The organism is Candidatus Paceibacterota bacterium, assembly GCA_035452965.1.
GTDB lineage: Bacteria > Verrucomicrobiota > Verrucomicrobiia > Limisphaerales > UBA8199 > UBA8199.
This window is the reverse complement of the sequence record DAOTCE010000001.1, coordinates 357,864-376,739: the sequence shown is the minus strand read 5'-3', so window position 1 is coordinate 376,739 and position 18,876 is coordinate 357,864. Positions and strand designations below refer to the sequence as shown.

The 18,876-nt window shown below is 63.0% G+C and carries 12 protein-coding genes; 9 read left to right on the top strand and 3 right to left on the bottom strand.

Annotation, left to right across the window (positions count from 1 at the left end; all coding sequences use genetic code 11):
• Nucleotide 1: 1 nt before the first annotated feature.
• The 3 genes from P5205_01385 to eno all read right to left on the bottom strand — a co-directional run bounded on the left by P5205_01385 (nt 2) and on the right by eno (nt 2,829).
• The gene (locus P5205_01385; protein ID HSA09002.1) at nt 2–838 is read right to left on the bottom strand and encodes a sugar phosphate isomerase/epimerase family protein; all 837 of its coding nucleotides are present in this window, start codon (nt 836–838) and stop codon (nt 2–4) included.
• A 49-nt stretch (nt 839–887) separates the two neighbouring features.
• Nucleotides 888–1,418, bottom strand: coding sequence for a hypothetical protein (locus P5205_01380; GenBank protein HSA09001.1), 531 nt, complete (start codon nt 1,416–1,418; stop codon nt 888–890).
• Nucleotides 1,419–1,527: 109 nt separating this feature from the next.
• On the bottom strand, nt 1,528–2,829 hold the full coding sequence (gene eno / locus P5205_01375; protein ID HSA09000.1) for a phosphopyruvate hydratase: 1,302 nt from the start codon (nt 2,827–2,829) through the stop codon (nt 1,528–1,530).
• A 178-nt stretch (nt 2,830–3,007) separates the two neighbouring features.
• On the opposite strand from eno, the gene P5205_01370 reads away from it, so the two are divergent.
• The 9 genes from P5205_01370 (at nt 3,008) to mfd (ending at nt 18,805) form a co-directional block, all read left to right on the top strand.
• Complete coding sequence (locus tag P5205_01370) at nt 3,008–3,151, top strand: hypothetical protein (protein HSA08999.1); 144 nt, start codon at nt 3,008–3,010, stop codon at nt 3,149–3,151.
• A gap of 231 nt (nt 3,152–3,382) precedes the next feature.
• Nucleotides 3,383–4,828, top strand: coding sequence for an Nramp family divalent metal transporter (locus tag P5205_01365; GenBank protein ID HSA08998.1), 1,446 nt, complete (start codon nt 3,383–3,385; stop codon nt 4,826–4,828).
• A gap of 37 nt (nt 4,829–4,865) precedes the next feature.
• Entirely contained in the window at nt 4,866–5,288 is a 423-nt protein-coding gene (locus tag P5205_01360; protein HSA08997.1) for a universal stress protein, read from the top strand.
• Between the two features lie 46 nt (nt 5,289–5,334).
• Nucleotides 5,335–7,308 (top strand): DUF6067 family protein, encoded by a 1,974-nt coding sequence (locus tag P5205_01355; protein HSA08996.1) that lies wholly within the window; start codon nt 5,335–5,337, stop codon nt 7,306–7,308.
• A gap of 123 nt (nt 7,309–7,431) precedes the next feature.
• The gene (locus tag P5205_01350; GenBank protein HSA08995.1) at nt 7,432–10,776 is read left to right on the top strand and encodes a discoidin domain-containing protein; all 3,345 of its coding nucleotides are present in this window, start codon (nt 7,432–7,434) and stop codon (nt 10,774–10,776) included.
• Nucleotides 10,777–10,861: 85 nt separating this feature from the next.
• Entirely contained in the window at nt 10,862–12,217 is a 1,356-nt protein-coding gene (locus tag P5205_01345) for a Gfo/Idh/MocA family oxidoreductase (GenBank protein ID HSA08994.1), read from the top strand.
• Between the two features lie 758 nt (nt 12,218–12,975).
• A complete protein-coding gene (locus tag P5205_01340) occupies nt 12,976–13,332 on the top strand; it encodes a hypothetical protein (GenBank protein ID HSA08993.1) in 357 nt (118 codons plus the stop codon).
• On the top strand, nt 13,329–14,870 hold the full coding sequence (gene guaA, locus P5205_01335; GenBank protein HSA08992.1) for a glutamine-hydrolyzing GMP synthase: 1,542 nt from the start codon (nt 13,329–13,331) through the stop codon (nt 14,868–14,870). Before P5205_01340 ends, guaA begins: the two co-directional genes overlap by 4 nt.
• A gap of 119 nt (nt 14,871–14,989) precedes the next feature.
• Nucleotides 14,990–18,805, top strand: a complete 3,816-nt coding sequence (mfd, locus tag P5205_01330; protein HSA08991.1) for a transcription-repair coupling factor — start codon at nt 14,990–14,992, stop codon at nt 18,803–18,805.
• The last annotated feature ends 71 nt before the right edge of the window (nt 18,806–18,876 follow it).

Genomic DNA, 18,876 nt, shown 5'->3' with positions numbered 1-18,876 from the left:
TTCAAGCACCCGCCGCGGCCACTACTTCCCTGGCCGTGCGGATGTCGGCTACCCGCTGACTGCCGGCTTCGCGCTCGATGACGCAATCACCGCCGAACTTCACTTCCCGCAGCGCTCCAAAGAACGCCTTCCAGTCCACTTCGCCGGTGCCGACGGTGACTTCCTCGCCCCAGGTGCCCGGCACTTTCGTCCGGCGCGCGTCTTTGATGTGCACTTGCCGAATCCACGGCCCGAGCAGGCGCAGCGCCTCGATCGGATTGCCCTTATCGTAGAGGATCATGTTGGCGGGGTCGAAGTTGACCCCGACGTTCGGGCGGTTGAGCTTTTGCAGGAGCTGGACCAGCGCCGGCGCCGTTTCCTGCCCGGTCTCCAGGCCCAGTATGATGTTCGCGGCCTGAAATACGTCCGCCGTTTCGCCCAAGCGGCCCAGCATCTTGACGAAGCCGGGATCTTTCTCGTCGTGCGGCAGAAAGCCCGCGTGGAAAGTCACCAGCTTGAGGCCCATCTGCCGCGCCAGGGCGACGGTGGCGCGCACATTAGCGCGGTTCTGTTCCCACGTGGCATCGGGCGCGATGCCGCCACTGGCCCGGATGGTGTCCAGGGTCGAGTAATCCTCCCCCACGCAGCCGAACATGCCCGACACAATGCTCATGCCGTGCTGGCGGAACAGGGCCGCCGTCTCGCCCCACACCGCCGGCGATTCGCGCAGCGGATCCAGCGCGAGCTGCACGCGGCGGATGCCGGTGGCCTGCAATTTTGCGATCAGGTCCTGCGGGCTGGCAGGCTGCAACGACCAGCTGCACACCGCCACGCGTTCAGTCAATGTCTCATTCTTCATATTGATTCAGTTTCACCAATTGTTGATTACCGATCTCCGATCTCCAATCCTAAAACGCGTCTTCCTTCTCCTTGAACAGCAGGTTAAACGTCGTCAGCGAGCCGTAAGAGCGCGTGATGTATTGCTGCATTTCGACTTTCTCGCCGTCGCTGAGCTGCGGGTGGGCGTTGATCTTCTGCTCCAGCACGCGCAAGTTGTTGCGGATCATCACCACCTTGTGGAAGAAGGTTTCCATGGGCACTTCCTTGGTCTGCAAGGAGGGATCCGCAGGGTGCAGCACCGCCTTGCCCCGGTGCCACCGGGCGGCAAGCTGTTCCACCACGGAGTCCGGCTTCTCCAGCCCCAGCTTGCGAATCGTCGCATCCACCGTTTGCTGGACCACTTGGGCCAGCGGCAAGTCCAGTCCCCGGATGCTGGCTTGGGGTTCCGCTTGCTCCAGCCCGCTTGGTTCCGGCGCTACCGTCCGCCGCCCGTCATCGAACTGGATCTCCGCAGTTGCCTCCGCGATGGCCTTCACCGCGCCGACCCCGTATTGCGGGTGGCGGACCCTCATGCCGATGTGCAAGGCTTCGATCTTCATGTTCCGCATTTAACCACGCCCGCCCGGATAGGGAAACGCCTAAGTACAAAGCAAGACCCGGCCGGGGCCGGGCCTTGCGCGTGCTTAATTGAACTGAACCGGCAGCAGCTTACTTGCTCTTCCGGAACAACGGGCCGCCGTATCGCGCCTTCTTCCCCAGTTCCTGCTCGATGGCCAGCAACCGGTTGTATTTCGCGATGCGCTCGGAGCGGCAGGCCGAACCGGTCTTGATTTGGCCCGCGTTGGTGCCGACAGCCAGGTCCGCGATGAACGCGTCCTCCGTCTCGCCGGACCGGTGCGAGATCACCGCGCCGTAGCCCGCCTTTTGTGCCATTGCCACGGCTTCGAGGGTCTCGGACACCGTGCCAATCTGGTTCAGCTTGATGAGGATGGCGTTGGCGAGGCCGTCGCGGATGCCCTCGCGGAAGATCGTCGGGTTGGTCACGAACAGGTCGTCGCCCACCAGTTGCGCTTTCTTGCCGAGCGCCTTGGTCAGCGCCAGCCAGCCCGCGCGGTCTTCTTCGCCCATGCCGTCTTCGAGCGACACTATCGGATACTGCTTCACCCACTGGCTCCACAGCGCCACCATCTGGGCGGGGGTCTTGCGCGAGCGATCGGACTTCTTCATCACATAGGTGCCCTCGTCGTAGAACTCGCTGGCTGCCGGGTCCAGGGCGATGGAGATTTGCTTGCCCGGCTTGTAGCCCGCCGCGCGGATGGCCTCCAGGATGACCTGCACCGCTTCGGTGTTGGTCTTGAGGTTCGGGGCGAACCCGCCCTCATCGCCCACCGCCGTCACCAAACCGCGCTTCTGCAACAGCTTTTTCAGCGTGTGGAAGGTCTCCGCACCGTAGCGCAGGGCCTCCGAGAACGTCGGCGCTCCCAGCGGGAAGAGCATGAACTCCTGGAAATCCACGTTGTTGGTCGCGTGCGCCCCGCCGTTGAGCACGTTCATCATCGGCGCCGGCAGGATGTAGGGCGCGCTGGCCTTGGCCCCGAACAGCTTCCGGATATGCTGGTAGAGTGGCACACCCGCGTCCATCGCCGCCGCCCGGCAGACGGCCATGGACACGCCGAGCAGGGCATTGGCACCCAGCTTCGCTTTGGTGTCCGTGCCGTCGAGCTTGCACATCAGGTCGTCAATCTCCTTCTGCGCGTGCGGCGATTTGCGCACGACTTTCGGCGCGATGAACTTGTTGACGTTCGCCACGGCCTTAAGCACGCCTTTGCCCATGTAACGTTTGGCGTTGCCGTCGCGCAATTCCACGGCTTCCCGGATGCCGGTGGACGCGCCCGAAGGCACGCTGGCGGTTGCGGTGATGCCATTGGACAGCGTAACCGTCACCGAGACAGTCGGGTTGCCGCGTGAGTCCAGAATTTCCAGTGCACTGACTTTCTTGATCTTGTTCATGTTTAGATTCTTCATTAGCGAGAGGGATGCTATGCAAGTCGGGCGGGCACTTTCAATGGAATTTGAAGGGGGTGTGCGCCAGGCCTCCCCAGCCTGAATCTCCGGCACCTCCAAGCCATCCCATGCCGCCCGATAATCATACTACGATTACTATTCCGAGATCGCCTTCACCTGGAACGTGGGCGCCGGGATCCGCTGGAACATTACCGACAATGTGTTCATCAAGGTGACCGCCGGGGCACAATGGTTGCAGTATGATGACGCCGAGGATATCACGCCTCAATGCGGCGGTTCCTACGCCATCGGCATAATGTTGCCATAAGCACGCCAACTGGCGTGCTCCATCCTGGTCGAACGGAGTGGCCGGATTAACGACAGCCCGGAAGCGGGCGCAGGTCGAATCGAACCGCCAAGGGGGCTTGGTCACTGTTCGAGCAGACACATCCTGTTTGCAACAACATCCACGATGCAGTAAGGAGTAGGGCATGGCACAGAAGCTAAGTGTTGCCCGGTATTCTATAGTTCCGGGTGGCCAAGGCGGGGGGTGCCCGGGATGAGGAATGGTTCGAGACCGGCAGCCGACGCCAGCGCCGACGCCGGCCGCCACACTGCCTATTCTCCAACGCCGGAAGTCCCCGGCGGGCAGGTGTCGCTCGAAGGCATCCACGGCACCGTTCCCGTACCGCCACACTCGGCCGGGTTCTGGCGCCAATGGCGCGCGTTTGTGGGACCGGCCATCCTGGTGAGCGTGGGCTACATGGACCCCGGCAACTGGGGCACGGACCTGGCGGCGGGCGCGCAGTTCAAGTACGGCCTGCTGTGGATCGTGGCGCTGGCGAGCTTCATGGCGGTGATCCTGCAGGTCCTTTCGGCCCGGCTGGGCGTGGCGACCGGCAAGGACCTCGCTCGGGCTTGCAGGGACTGGTACCCCAAATGGTCCCGCTGGCCCTACTGGATCGCGATGGAACTCGCGGTGGCGGCGACCGACCTGGCCGAATTACTGGGCAGCGCGGTAGCGCTAAACCTGCTGTTTAGCATCCCACTAACCTGGGGGATCTTCATTACCGCGTTCGACGTGCTGCTGCTGCTGGCGTTGCGAGGGGTGGGCATGAGAATGCTGGAGGCCATCGTGGCGGTTCTGGTGGCAACGATTGGCGTCTGCTACGGCCTGGAGATCTTTGTGCTGCCTCAGACGCAGCCGAGCTTCCTGGAAATGGGCCAGGCATTGGCGCGGCCCGGCTTTCGCGAGAACGGCATGCTGGTAGTGGCCATTGGCATCATCGGAGCGACGGTGATGCCGCATAATCTCTTCCTGCACTCGGCGCTGGTTCAATCCCGGAAACTGCGGCGCGACGAGGCTTCGATCCGCACCGCCATTCGCTTCAACACGATTGACTCCACCGCGGCGCTGGCGATCGCCTTCCTGGTCAACGCGGGGATTTTGGTGCTGGCGGCGTTGGTGTTCTATGGCAAAGAGAGCGTGACCGTGGCGGGGGGCGAGGTGGTGAGATTTGGTGCCGACAGCGACTGGATCCTGGTGGCGCACCTGACGCTGGCCCCGCTGCTGGGAACGAGCCTGGCCAGCACGCTGTTCGCCGTGGCGCTGCTGGCCAGCGGCCAAAGCAGCACGATCACCGGTACCCTGGCCGGACAGGTGGTGATGGAGGGCTTCATGCGCTGGCGCCTTCGTCCGTGGATTCGGCGGATGATCTCCCGCCTGTTCGCCGTTATTCCGGCAGTCTGGCTGGTCAGCGTGCGCGGAGCGGACAGCATCACGGACCTGATCAATCTCAGCCAGGTAACCCTCGGGCTGATGCTGCCACTGGCCCTGTTCCCTTTGCTGCACTTCACGTCATCGCGCCGGAGGATGGGCCAGTGGGCCAACGGCTGGTTCCTGCTGATCCTGGGCTGGGGCAGCGTGCTGTTGATTACGGCCATGGACCTCTATAGTCTGCCGGCGTCGCTCAAGGAAGCCTGGCGCATCATTTCCAGCGGCTGAGCGCGACCAGAGCCCAACCGCGAGACCAATTACATTTATGAGCCTGTATAAGAAGATACTTGTGACCCTGGAGGGCACGCCTACCGATCGCGCGATCATTGAACACATCAAGCTGCTGGCGCGGGCGATGCAAAGCCGGGTGGTGTTGCTGCACGTGGCCAGCGGGGTGCCCGCCAAGTACCACGGGACGGATGCCGCCGGCACGGAAGTCGAGGAGGGCAAGGCCGGCCTGGAGCGGGTTCGGGCGGAGTTGGCGGCCGCGGGCATCTCGGTCGAAGCGGAGTTGGCCTACGGAGAACCTGTGAAGGAAATCGTGAGCTGGGTCCAGCGGAAAGGGTGCGACCTGGTAGCGATGAGCACGCACGGCCACCAATTCATGGCCGACCTGGTGCTCGGCACCACGGCCTTCAAGGTCCAGCACAGCATCAGTGTGCCCATGCTCCTGCTCCGCGCCAAGTGAACACGCCGCGGCCTTCCTGAACCTCCACCTGCAAGCTCAGCTTCCTATGCGATTCCACACGGTTCTCCTGCCCACGCTACTCTGCGGCTACCCCCTGCTCGCAGCCAGCCCGGATCTGCCGGCCCCTTACACGCCCGTGAAGGCCTCCAGCTCGCAGTTCCGCTGCCTCGGGCGCGAGACGGATTTGGGAAAGCTGTTGCTGCCCAGGCAGATTGTGGCCGCCGGCCAACCGCTGCTGGCCGCTCCCGTCCGCGTGGTCACGGAACCGGATGTCCTAGCCGGGCTTAAGGGAAAGGGCAGAGTCATCACGAACACCGCCGACAAGGCCACTTGGGAATGGACCGGCGAATCGGCTGCCTGCCGCATCACGGCGCGCATGACCGGCGAATGCGACGGGCTCTGCTGGTACGAGTTCGAGCTCTGCCCGAAGCAGCCGGTCAAACTGAGTCTGCTTCGGCTGGAAATCCCCCGTCGGGCCGCCACCGCCAAGTACCTGCACGCGGCGAACTTCACCTGGACGTATCTTTCTTCCGGGCTGCCTGAACTTGGCGGCCAATGGTCGGACAAGTTCAGGCCGTACGTCTGGCTGGGCGATGAAGAACGCGGCTTGGCCTGGTGCGCCGAATCGGCCAGAGGCTGGTCGCTCCGGGAGCCAACACGCGCCCTCCAGGCCCGCACGCAGGGGAACGTGGTGCTATTCAGCACGACGCTGCTCGATCATGAGGTGACGATTTCGGCCCCAATCACCCTTCGGTTTGGCCTGCAAGCGAGCCCGCTAAAGCCGGTCTCCTGCGCCTGGCGGGCCAGCGCCCGAATCCTGCACAACATCACCTACGCGGCCTGCGCGCCCGGACCAGATGGGCGGATGCAGTTGGATACGCTGCGGGACGCCGGGGTGAAAACCGCGGTCATTCACGACGATTGGACCGACTACTACGGCCAGATAACACCGCTTGACGGCGAGCGGCTCCGGCGGCTGATCCGGGAATGTCACAAGCGGCAGATCAAGCTGCTGGTTTACGTAGGTTACGGTCTGGCCCGCCGCGCTCCGGATTTGCAGGGACATCACGACGAGTGGTCCGTCATGCCGCTCATTCCGTGGAGCACTCCCTATCGCACCGAGTTTCGCGCCTTTGACGCCACCTGCGCTCGCAGCGGATGGGCAGATTGGCTGGTCAAGGGGATTGACCAGTTGTTCGCCGAATACGAACTGGACGGCCTCTACTTCGACGGCACCAGCGAGGCTTTTCGCTGCCATAACCAAGCCCATGGCTGCGGCTGGAAGGACAGCGACGGCAACCTGCGGGCCGACTACCCGATGCTGGCCTCCCGCCAACTGATGCGCCGGATCGCGGACACGGTCCGCCGGCATCGTCCGGATGCTATTCTCGACGCGCACATGTCCGCCAGCCTGACGCTGCCGACACTGGCCTTCTGTGACAGCTACTGGAACGGCGAACAGTTCGAGACGCTCAAGGCCAGCGATAAGTTCGAGCTGCCTTTGCACATTTTCCGCACCGAGTTCATGGGCTACGCGCATGGGCTCGACGCGGAGTTCCTGTGCTACGAGAACCGCCCCTTCACGTTGACCGAGGCGATTGCGTTAGCGTGGCTCCACGGTGTGGAGGTCAGGCCGTATCCGCGCACCCTGGCGCAAATCAGTCCGATTTGGCGCGCCATGGATAGTTTCGGGGCATGCTCCGCCCGCTGGCTGCCGTACTGGAGCGGGTCGGGCGCAACCGCGGGGGATGAGTCAGTCAAGATCAGCAGTTACCTGCACCCCGGTAAAGCGCTGCTCTTTGTCAGCCATCTGAAACGCGAGCCGCTCAGGAGCACTTTTCGCCTTGACCGCAAGCGGCTGGGCCTGGCTTCCGGAACGTTGCGCGCCTTCGATGCGCTTACCAGAATCCCCGTTGCCCTGAAGGACGATACGGTGCCGCTTTCATTCGACGGCATGGGCTATGGCGTCATTGAAATTCGCGACCGGCATTTCAAACCACTACCGGCGCAGCAAGAGTGAGGCGGAGCATGCCTGGGTCCACGACGGCTGAACCTTGAGCCGCCGCCAACCCGCGCGCCCTGCGGAAACGGGCGGGAGAGATTTCTCTTTTGGGCGAAGGCGCTCAACCGCACACTCCGACCGATGAAGAGCAACTCTTTAACCCGCTTCTCACTCCTGTTTGGTGCCGGCGCAATGCTCATCGGCATCTGTGGCTCCCAAGGGGCGGCGGCCCAGGCCGACCGCATCTCGCTGGCCGGACGATGGCAGTTCAGATTGGATCGCCGCAACGCTGGAATCGAGGAACGGTGGTTCGAGCGGTCGCTCCCGGACGGGATCAATCTGCCCGGCTCGCTGTCCGCTCAAGGCATCGGTGATGACGTGTCGGTCGCAACCAAATGGACGGGGAGCATCGTGGACAAGTCCTGGTTCACCGCGCCGGAATATGCCGAGCATCGGAAGCCGGGTAACGTCAAAGTCCCATTCTGGCTCCAGCCGGAGAAGTATTACGCCGGCGCGGCCTGGTACCAGCGGGAGATTGAGTTCCCACCGGCCTGGCGTGGCAGGCGGATTGTGCTGACCCTGGAGCGACCGCATTGGGAAACCCGCGTTTGGGTGGATGGCGAGGCGTTCGGTTCCAACCGCAGCCTTTCGACGCCGCATGAATACGATCTCAGCACGACGCCGGCCGCCGGCAAACACCGGCTCACCATCCGGGTGGACAACAGCCTGGTGGTGGATGTGGGCGAAAACTCCCACTGCATCAGCGATCACACGCAGGGCAATTGGAACGGGATCGTGGGGGACGTCAGCCTGCGGGCGACTGCGCCGGTGTGGATTGAGGACGTGCAGGTCTATCCGAATGTGGCGACAAGATCGGTGCGCGTCGTCGTGACCGCCACCAACGCCGCTCGGCAGCGTTTCGAGGGGAAGCTGTCGCTCTTCTTTGAGCGTGATGGAAAGGCCGCACGCCTGCCCGTCAGCCAGAATCTCGATACACCTGCCGCTGACCTGACCACCAAGGCCGAAGCTACGCTCGCTCCGGATGCGCCACTGTGGGATGAGTTCACGCCCAGCCTTCATACCGTCCGCGCCCAGCTCCGCGGCGAAGTCGGCGGGCAAATCGTCGCGAGCGAACGCGAGGTCACCTTCGGCCTGCGCCAAATCACCACTGATGGCACGCAGTTCCTCATCAATGGCCGCAAGACCTTTTTCCGCGGCACACTTGAATGCTGCATCTTTCCGCTCACGGGCCATCCGCCCACCGAGGTGGAATCCTGGAAGCGCATCATCCGCATCGCCAAAGCCTACGGGCTCAATCTGATCCGGTTTCACTCCTACTGCCCGCCGGAAGCAGCTTTTGTCGCGGCGGACGAACTCGGTTTCTATTACCAGGTCGAGACGTGCTGGCCTAACCAATCCACCTCCCTTGGCGACGGCAAGCCGGTGGACCGGTGGGTTTATGATGAGACGGACCGCATCCTTAAGGCTTACGGCAATCACCCCTCCTTCGTGCTAATGCCCCACGGCAACGAGCCCGGCGGTCAGAACGCCGCCGCTTACCTGGCCAAATGGGTGGAGCACTTCAAAACGCAGGACCCGCGCCGCCTTTGGTCGAGCGGCGCCGGCTGGCCGCAGCTGCCAGAGAATCAGTTCCACGTCACCCCCGACCCGCGCGTGCAGCATTGGGGCGCAGGACTCAAGTCGCGCATCAACGCCCAGCCGCCGGAAACGCAGACGGATTACCGGGATTACATCCAGAAACGCACCGTCCCCGTCATCAGCCATGAGATCGGCCAGTGGTGCGTCTATCCCAACTTCGACGAGATTTCCAAGTACCGGGGCTGCCTGAAGCCGAAGAACTTCGAGATTTTCCGCCAAACGTTGCGCGCGCACGGCATGGGCGATCTCGCGCATCGGTTCCTGCTTGCGTCCGGAAAGCTGCAGACGCTCTGTTACAAGGAGGACATCGAGTCCGCGCTGCGCACGCCGGGCATGGGGGGCTTCCAACTGCTCGACCTGCACGATTTCCCCGGCCAAGGCACGGCGCTGGTCGGCGTGCTCGATCCGTTTTGGGACGAAAAGGGTTACGTCACTGCGAAAGAATACAGCCGTTTCTGCAACCGCACCGTGCCTTTGGCGCGCCTGGGCAAGCGCGTGTTTACCACCGACGAGAAACTCGAAGCGGACATCGAAGTCGCCCACTTCGGCCCGGCCCCGCTTAAGGAAGTCGCTACGACCTGGACGCTGGTGGGGGACGATCAAAGAGTCGTTGCCGGCGGCGAGCTCCCGGTTTCTGACATCGCAATCGGCAACGGGATAGGCCGGGGCCGCGCAAGCATTGACCTGCAAGAGGTGCCGGCTCCCGCTCGTTACAGGCTGGTGGTGACTCTCAACCAGCCTTCCAGGGGTTCAGCCCCGGCCCCCGAGTTTCAGAATGACTGGGACGTATGGGTCTATCCGCCCAAAGTGGATACTCATCCGTTACCGGACTCTCTGGTGACCGAGGTCCTGGACGACCGGGCGCTGGCAGCGCTTGAAGCCGGCGGCAAGGTGCTGCTGATGCTTCCGCCGAACAGAGTCAAGGGCGACAGGCATGGCAAGGTCGCGCTAGGCTTCTCGAGCATCTTCTGGAATACGGCGTGGACCCGCCGACAACCGCCTACGACGCTTGGGATCTTGTGCGACCCCAAACATCCGGCCCTGGCGGAATTCCCAACTGACTTCCACAGCAATTGGCAATGGTGGCACCTCGTCAGCCGGGCTGGCGCCATGATCCTCAAGGACCTGCCCAGGGAATTGCAACCGATCGTGCAAGTCATAGACGACTGGGTGACGGGCCGCAAACTCGGCCTGGTGTTCGAGGCGAAAGTCGCAAAGGGCAGGGTTCTGGTCTGCAGCATTGATTTGAGAAACCACCTCGACCAAAACCCCGTCGCCCGGCAGATGCTCCACAGTCTGCTCGGCTACATGGCCGGTTCCGACTTCAACCCGAAGGTCGCCGTCAACAAGGACGCCTTGGCCGGGCTGCTGGACCGGGTTTCACCCTCGAAACTCGCGGCGTTGGGAGCCAAAGTACTCGAGGCCGACAGCGAGGACGGCGCAAACGGGAACGTCGCGGCGAACGCGATTGACGGCAACCCCAACACCATTTGGCACACGCGCTGGCAGCCGCGCAGCGACCCCATGCCGCACCATCTGATCATTGATCTGGGACACCCCGTGGCGCTCAGCGGCATTACCTATCTGCCGCGCCAGGACGGCGCCAATGGCCGCATCGCCGAATGCGAAATCTACTGCAGCTCCGACCCAACTTCATGGGCCGCGCCGACGGCCACGGCGACATGGCCCGACAGCACCCAGCTTCAGGCGGTGCGCTTCGAGAAACCGATCCGCGCGCGGTACGTGAAGCTGGTGGCCCGGTCCGAAGTCAACGGCAGGCCTTACGCCAGCATCGCGGAGTTGGACGTGCTGACGGACGAGCAATAGCCGCCCCGGAATGTCCGCCGCGGCCCAGCGGCGCGACTGCAAGAAAAACCGTGTCAATGTTGTGCGACAAGGTTAAATGTCTCTCATGAATCAGGATCGCCCCATCAGTCGCCGCGCCTTTCTGGAGAAGGCTGCCACCATCACTGCCATCGGCTTTGCCGCCCCGCACCTGGTCGCCGGCGCACAGCCTGCCGCCCGGCCCAAGCCCGGCCCCAATAGCCGCATTCACGTTGGCCTCATCGGATGCGGTGGCATGGGCCGCGCGAACCTCGCCAACTGCGCCAAAGAGCCTGATGTTGTCATCACCGCTGCTTGCGATGTATGGGAATCCCGCCGCGCCGCGGTTGTTCAGCAGTTCAAGGACACCTGCAAAGGCTACCGCGATTTCCAGCAGATGCTCCAGCAACCGGACCTCGACGCGGTCATCATCGCCACCCCGCCGCACTGGCATGCCCTGAATGCGATCGCGGCCTGCGAGGCCGGCAAGGATATCTACCTGCAGAAACCGATGACCCGGCACCTGGCGGAAAGCTTCGCCGTCCGCAACGCGGTGAAGAAACACAACCGCATCAGCCAGGTCGGCACGCAGATTCACGCGAGCGAGAATTACCGGCGCGTCGTCGAACTCATCCGCTCGGGCAACCTGGGTCCGGTCAGCACCATCCGGACCTTCAACGTCATGAACCAACTGCCCGACGGCGTGGGCCAAAGCCCACCCACGCCGCAACCCGCCGGACTCGACTGGGACCTGTGGTGCGGCCCCGCCCCGCTGCGACCATTCAATCCCATCCTTGCCAACAACTCCTACAATCATTGCTCGTGGATGGAATACAGCGGTGGTTGGACGCCGGGAATGGCGCCGCACATCATTGATCTGCCGGTCTGGGCGCTGGACCTTGGTTTCCCGCTGAGCACAAGCTCCTCCGGCGGCCGTTACTTGCTCAAAGACGATGGCGACGCCTATGACAATCACGAGGTCCTTTGGCAATACCCAGGCCTGACAATGACCTGGATGAGTTCACTCACCAACAGCTACGGCTTCGACTTCGAGGGCGACCCCAAGCCACGGCGCCGCCTGGGCATGTACTTCCACGGCGCCAACGGGACGCTGGCCGCGGACTACGGCACACTTAAAGTCATCCCCGAAGGCGACAAGATGAACGGCTTTGAAACGCCGCCCCAATCCATCCCCCCATCACCGGGCCACGAGCGCGAGTGGCTTGATTGCATTAAGTCCCGCCAGCAGCCCTCTTGCAGCGTGTTCTATCACATGCGGGTAGACGTGCCGATCGCACTGAGCCTCCTTTCCCTGAAGCTGGGCCGGACCATACGCTTCGACGCCAGGTCTGAGAGAATTGTCGGTGATACCGAAGCTGCCCGACTCGCCGTCCCGAGATATCGCGCCCCTTGGAAGTTCCCCAAAACCTACCTCAATACCTGACCTGGCAATTGGCTTGAATAACCCCGGGAAAGGGGTCCATCACGGACAGCCGAAGCACAGGAAATACAAGGTCATTCCTGCACCCCGGCGAAAACCGGTTGTGCCCTCCCAATCTCCAACCCGCGCACTGTCCAAATTTTGGACAGTAATGCTGCCTGCCTGCCTTCTACAGCCCCCGCTGACCCCAGCACCCTTGGCTTGGCGATACGGTGACAACACGGTGGTGCTACGGTGTGTATCCCATGGGGAGCGCTCCCCATGGGATACACACCGTAGCCCGTCCACACTCCCAGGCGATCGCCCAGCCAGCCGCAAGCCACTGCCAGCGCGCGACGACCGCAATGACGTCGAGCCCGTCCCGCGGGGGTTCTGGAGGGAGGCAGGGGAGTCCGAGACGGCGGATCGCCCTCGGTATTCCCCGGCAATTCGTGAAGAATCAAAAAAAGCGCTTGTCCTTTCAGCACATTGGGTCAAGGTTATCCCTACTATGAAAAGGTTATATATTCTTGTCGTACTGGTCGGGGTGGTCATCGGCGCAGTGCTGACGGGGTGCAACCCGCCTTCAGATGATACGCCGCAACCACCTGACACAAACGTGGCGCCTGCGGCTCCTGTGGCTCCGCCTCCGCCGGGCTCCAATTAGTCAGTCAGCTTTCCCAACTCAACCTTGGGATAACGGTCTCAAGCCGGGCAAAGTTCTTGCCCGGCCTTTCTATTCTTTGGCTTGGATTCACCGGGCCGGGAATTAGACTTGGGCCGTGCGAAGATCATTCTGTCTCTGTTTGGCGGCGGGGCTGGCGTTGGCTGGGTGCGGTGAATCGTCCAACCAACCGGACCCGCCAGCCGATGGCGCGGCCAGCGGCAGCAGCCCGTTGAGCGCGCCGGCTGACTATGTGGGAGCATTGGGCAAGGCGCAGCAAAAAGCAGTCAAGACGGTGGATACAACCTCACTCAACCAGGCGATCCAGTTGTTCCATGTGGATCAAGGGCGCTACCCCAAAGACCTGAACGAACTGGTGGAGACGAAGTTCATTCCCAAGGTCCCTGACGCGCCGCAAGGCATGAAGCTGGATTACGACGCCACTGCCGGGAAGGTCAAGGTGATCCCGCAGTGACGGAGCAGATTGTCATCCTGGACTTCGGTTCGCAGTACACGCAGGTCATTGCGCGCCGCGTCCGCGAGTGCAACGTCTATTCGGTCATCCTGCGCTATGACACGCCCGCGCGCGAAATCACGCGGCTCAATCCCAAGGGGCTGATCCTGTCGGGCGGCCCCTCCAGCGTCTATGCAAAGAACGCGCCGCTGCCGGACCGGGCCATTTTCCAGCTTGGCATCCCGGTGCTGGGCATCTGCTACGGCGTTCAACTCCTGGCGCAGTATCTCGGAGGAAAGGTCGAGCCGGGCCAGAAGCGCGAATATGGCAAAGGCACGCTGCGGATCAAGAGCCCCTCCTGCCCCCTGTTGGCAAAGTTGCCGACCACTTTGCAGGTCTGGAACTCCCACGGCGACAAGCTGACGAAGCTTCCCGCCGGATTCAAAGCGGTCGCCGTGACGGAAAACTCAGCCTACGCGGCCATTGAGAATCGCGCGGCGAAGATGTTCGGCTTGCAGTTCCACCCGGAGGTGGTTCATACGCCGCGCGGACGCGAAATCATCGCTCGCTTCGTCCACAATATCTGCGGCTGCGGCAAGGGCTGGACGATGCGCAACTACATCGAGCAAGCCGTCGAAGCCGTCCGCGCGCAAGTCGGTCACGAAAAGGTGATCCTGGGTCTGAGCGGCGGGGTGGATTCAAGCGTAGCGGCGGCCCTGCTGCACCGGGCCATCGGGCATCAGCTTACGTGCATCTTCGTCAACAACGGTGTGTTGCGCGGACGCGAAGCACAGGTGGTGCGGGAGGTTTTTGGCCGCCATTTCAAGCTCAATCTTCAGTACGAGGACGCGTCGCGTCTATTCCTGCGCCGGCTCAAAGGTGTGACCGACCCCGAAAGGAAGCGCAAGGTCATCGGCCGGACGTTCATCGAAGTGTTCGAAGCGGCGACGCGGCGGGCCGGCAAGGCGAAATTCCTGGCGCAGGGCACGCTCTACCCCGACGTCATCGAATCGGTGCCTATCGGTGGAAATCCCGCGGCCATGATAAAGAGCCATCACAACGTCGGCGGGCTGCCCCGGAAGATGAAGTTCCAGTTGGTCGAGCCCCTCAAGTGCCTTTTCAAGGACGAGGTGCGGCAACTCGGACTCGAACTGGGCCTGCCGCGCGAAATCGTATGGCGCCAGCCGTTCCCGGGGCCGGGCCTGGCGGTGCGGATTCTCGGCGAGGTCACGCCGCAACGCCTGGAAATACTGCGCAACGCTGATGCCATCGTGATCGAGGAGATGAAGCGGAGCGGCTGGTATCGCCGAATTTGGCAGAGCTTTGCCGTGCTCCTGCCGGTGCGCAGTGTCGGGGTGATGGGCGACGAGCGGACTTACGATTACACCATCGCGCTGCGGGCCGTGGAATCGCAGGACGGCATGACCGCCGATTGGGTAAAGCTGCCTTACAACCTCCTGGAGAAGCTCTCCAACCGCATTATCAACGAAGTCAAAGGCGTCAACCGCGTCTGCCTCGACATCACCAGCAAGCCCCCGGGGACGATCGAGTGGGAGTGACCACCCCGCTACTGCCTTGACGCGGCTGTTGGCGGCTGCGACCTTGCCACAGCTTGGCGCAGGATTTGGAAATCGCAGCGGCAAGCGAATTATTCGCTCGAGTGTCGGCGGCTCCCGCCGTGCAAACCTTGGCGCGGCGCCTGGAGAAGGGGGGGGTGTTGTCGCTAGATGGCATCAGCGCCGCGGCGCAACCGTTCCTGGCCGCGCTGGTGCAGCATCTGTTCCCGGCACGCCCGATCGTGGTCGTCACCGAAGGGCTCAAAGCGCAGGAAACGGCACAGCAGGATTTGGCGACGTGGCTGGCGATGGCAGAAGAACGCGCGGGGATTCCCGATGACCCGGCCCCGAAATCCAAGGGCAAGCTGAAGGCCGAGACCCGGCAGCCGAAGGCGGTCCCCCAACCGTCGCCCCTCACCCCCCAGCCCTTATTCTATCCTCCCTGGGAAGTGCTGCCGCATGAAGCTCGGCTCCCGCACTTGGACGTCATCAGCGAGCGCCTGGAGACGTTGGTCGCGCTCACGCAATGCGCAACCCCCGGTGCGCCATGTCCGCCCCCCATCGTCACCAGCGTTGTGGCACTGCTCCAGCGCACGTTCCGGCCCGAGTCAATCCGCGATCGCACACGCACGCTGACGGGCGGCGACCGCATTGATCCGCTGGCGTTGGTCGAGGGGCTCGAAGCGCAGGGGTATGAGATTGAGGCGCAAGTGACTCAGCGGGGCGAGCTTGCCCTGCGCGGCGGAATCCTGGACGTCTATCCGCTCACTGGCCCCTGGCCCGTGCGACTCGAATTCTTCGGCGACGAGCTGGAATCATTGCGGCAGTTTGATCCGCTAACACAAATTTCGCGGGAGACAATCAGATCAGTCACTATCCCGCCTGCGGGAGAGCTGGGCCTTCTCAAGCGGATGCATGCAGAAAATCCTGAGCCCTCAACCCTCGCCCCTCATTCCTTTCTCGGATCACTGCTGGACCACCTGCCATCAGAGACAATACTGCTGTTGTGCGAACCGGAGCTACTGGCGGAGCGGGCTGAGGAATACGCCAGGCTGGTTCCAGAGGGAGATCCTTTATTCATGCCGTGGGGAGCCTTTCAAGAGCAGGCTGTTAAGCGCGGGATGACCCGGCTGGAAGTAAGTGAGGCCGTGCCAGGCGTGGATGCTTTGGGAAACGAGACGGATGAAGACGGAACCCGGGAGGGCCCTCTCCCCCTCACACCAGCCCTTCCCATTATCGCCGGCAGCACGAACGATCCCCTCACCCCTTCCCTCTCCCCCTCCAAGGGGGAAAGGATGTCATTTACGGCGGGTGAGGGGGAAGCTGGCATTACCAATATCCAATCGCTTGAAGCAAACGAGGCAAGCACCCGTCCGGCACCCGCGCTCCGCACTCCGCACTTCGAAAGCCTGGAACCATTTCGTCCGCTGCCAGAACGCGCGCCCGAGCCGGCGGTAGTAGAGGTGCAGCGGCGGGAGTTCTTCGCCCAACTCCACCGCTGGCTGCGCCAAGGCTGGGCGGTGCATGTGTTCTGCAACAATGACGGCGAGCGCCAGCGATTCGGCGAGATTTGGGATGAATACGGCCTGACGCAGGAAGTCGGGCCGCCCCTGCAAACCAGGACGGCTCGTGGTCCGGGCGAGCGGGGCGCCCTTGCGCCCGGTGCCACCAGCACTCAGGTTGCAGACTCCAGGCTTCGGACACACTTGGGCACGCTGGCCCGAGGCTTTCTATGCGACGCGGCGAAGCTGGTGGTGGTGACCGATGCGGAGATCTTTGGGCGTTACAGGGTACAGCGCCCCCGGCGGCTGAAGTCGCCGCACGCACAAGCCACACGCTCAGCGCTGGACATTGATTTTACCGAACTTGAGGAAGGCGACTATGTCGTGCACGTCCAGCATGGCATTGGGCGCTACCTCGGGCTGCAAGTCCTGCCCGCGGGCGCGGGCACGAAGCCGACCGTAGGCGCCGCCGCGACCGCTCATGTTGGCCAGGAATGCCTCGTGATCGAATACGCCCCGGCCGACACGGAGCAGCCGTCGCCCAGGCTCTTTGTGCCGGTCACCGAAGCGCACATGGTCAGCAAATATGTCGGCACCGGCAAGGCGCGCCCTCCCCTCAACACGCTGGGCGGCACACGTTGGGCAAGGGCCAAGGCGCAGGCCGAACGGGCGGTGCGGGATGTCGCCAGCGATTTGCTCGCTATCCAGGCCGCCCGCGAATCGCAGCCGGGCCACGCCTTCGCGCCGGACACCCCCTGGCAGAGGGAGTTTGAGGGCGCCTTTATCTTCGAGGAAACGCCCGACCAGCGCCAGGCCATTGGGGAGACCAAGGCCGATATGGAGCGTCCCAAGCCGATGGACCGCCTGATTTGCGGCGATGTCGGCTTCGGCAAGACCGAGGTCGGCATTCGGGCCGCGTTCAAAGCGGTGCTGGACGGCAAACAGGTGGCGGTGCTGGTTCCCACAACGGTCCTGGCGCAACAACACTTCAACACCTTCCGAGAGCGCATGGCCGATTACCCGATACGGATCGAACTGCTCTCGCGCTTCCGCACCCGCAGCGCCCAGGAGAAGGTGGTCGCCGACCTGGCGGCCGGCGCGGTGGATATTGTGATCGGCACTCACCGGCTCCTCCAAAACGACGTCGCGTTCAAGGACCTTGGCCTGGTGGTGATTGACGAGGAACAGCGCTTCGGCGTGATGCACAAGGAGAAGTTCAAGATGCTGCGCCGGCTGGTGGATGTGCTCACGCTCAGCGCCACGCCTATTCCCCGCACGCTCTACCTGGCGCTGACGGGCGCGCGGGATATGAGCACGATTCAGACCCCCCCGCACGACCGGCTCCCGGTGGAGACTATCGTCACCCCCTACGACGAGCGCGTCATCCGGGACGCCATCCAGCGGGAGATCAACCGCGGCGGGCAAGTGTTCTTCCTGCATAACCGGGTGATGACCATTGCGACCATGGCTCAAAAGCTGCAGACGCTGCTGCCGCGCGCCCGGATTGTCGTCGGACACGGCCAGATGCACAGCGATGATCTAGAGGAGGTGATGACGCAGTTCGTCAATGGCGAGGCCGATGTGCTGCTGTCCACTACCATCATCGAAAGCGGGCTGGATATCCCGAATGCCAATACGATCATCATTGACCGCGCCGACCGGTTCGGGCTCAGCGACCTCTACCAATTGCGCGGCCGGGTCGGCCGCTACAAGCACCAGGCCTATGCTTACCTGCTGCTGCCGCGCCACGGGGGGCTGCTCACGGACGTGCGCAAGCGCTTGAGCGCGATCAAGCAATTTTCAACCCTGGGCAGCGGCTTCAAGATCGCCATGCGCGACCTGGAAATCCGCGGCGCGGGAAACCTGCTGGGCGCCGAGCAGAGCGGGCACATCACGGCGGTGGGATTTGAACTCTACTGCGAGTTGCTCAAGCAGAGCATCGCCGGGTTAAAGGGCGAGCAGATCAAGCCGCGGGTCGAGGTGCAGGTGCGGCTGGACTTCCTGGCGCTGGGACCGGCCGAGGAGCACTCGACGGCTGAAGGCCGCAGTGCAAGCTCGGAGGCCCGCAGCCAAGGCGCAGCTTTCGCTTATATTCCGTTCCGCTACATATCCGATGCGCGCCAGCGCATCGAGGTTTACCGGAAGCTGGCCCAAGTGACAGACAAGGCGGGGCTCAACGGCCTGGAGCGGGAACTGCGCGACCGGTTTGGCTTGATACCACCGCCATTGGCGCTGCTGCTCCAAGTGGCGGAAATCAAGTTGCTGGCGAGCGATCGGGCCGTCACCGAGATGGAGGTCCGGGACGACCGACTCATGCTCACCCGGAATAACGACTACGTCATGGTAGAAAACATGTTTCCGCGCCTGACCCGAAAGCAGGCCGGGGCGCGCTTGAAAGAGATCAAGAAGCTTCTGGCGGCAGTAGTGTCCCCTTAGACTCAGATCACAAACTCCTGTGCAACGGAGGACGCTTCTGCTGCTGGAAGAGGATTGACAGATTCCCCGCC

What these genes read in the sequence shown, in the direction of transcription:
- P5205_01385 (HSA09002.1), bottom strand. Translation starts at nt 838, where the DNA reads ATGAAGAATGAGACATTGACTGAACGCGTGGCGGTGTGCAGCTGGTCG.
- P5205_01380 (HSA09001.1), bottom strand. Translation starts at nt 1,418, where the DNA reads ATGAAGATCGAAGCCTTGCACATCGGCATGAGGGTCCGCCACCCGCAA.
- eno (HSA09000.1), bottom strand. Translation starts at nt 2,829, where the DNA reads ATGAACAAGATCAAGAAAGTCAGTGCACTGGAAATTCTGGACTCACGC.
- P5205_01365 (HSA08998.1), top strand. Translation starts at nt 3,383, where the DNA reads ATGAGGAATGGTTCGAGACCGGCAGCCGACGCCAGCGCCGACGCCGGC.
- P5205_01360 (HSA08997.1), top strand. Translation starts at nt 4,866, where the DNA reads ATGAGCCTGTATAAGAAGATACTTGTGACCCTGGAGGGCACGCCTACC.
- P5205_01355 (HSA08996.1), top strand. Translation starts at nt 5,335, where the DNA reads ATGCGATTCCACACGGTTCTCCTGCCCACGCTACTCTGCGGCTACCCC.
- P5205_01350 (HSA08995.1), top strand. Translation starts at nt 7,432, where the DNA reads ATGAAGAGCAACTCTTTAACCCGCTTCTCACTCCTGTTTGGTGCCGGC.
- P5205_01345 (HSA08994.1), top strand. Translation starts at nt 10,862, where the DNA reads ATGAATCAGGATCGCCCCATCAGTCGCCGCGCCTTTCTGGAGAAGGCT.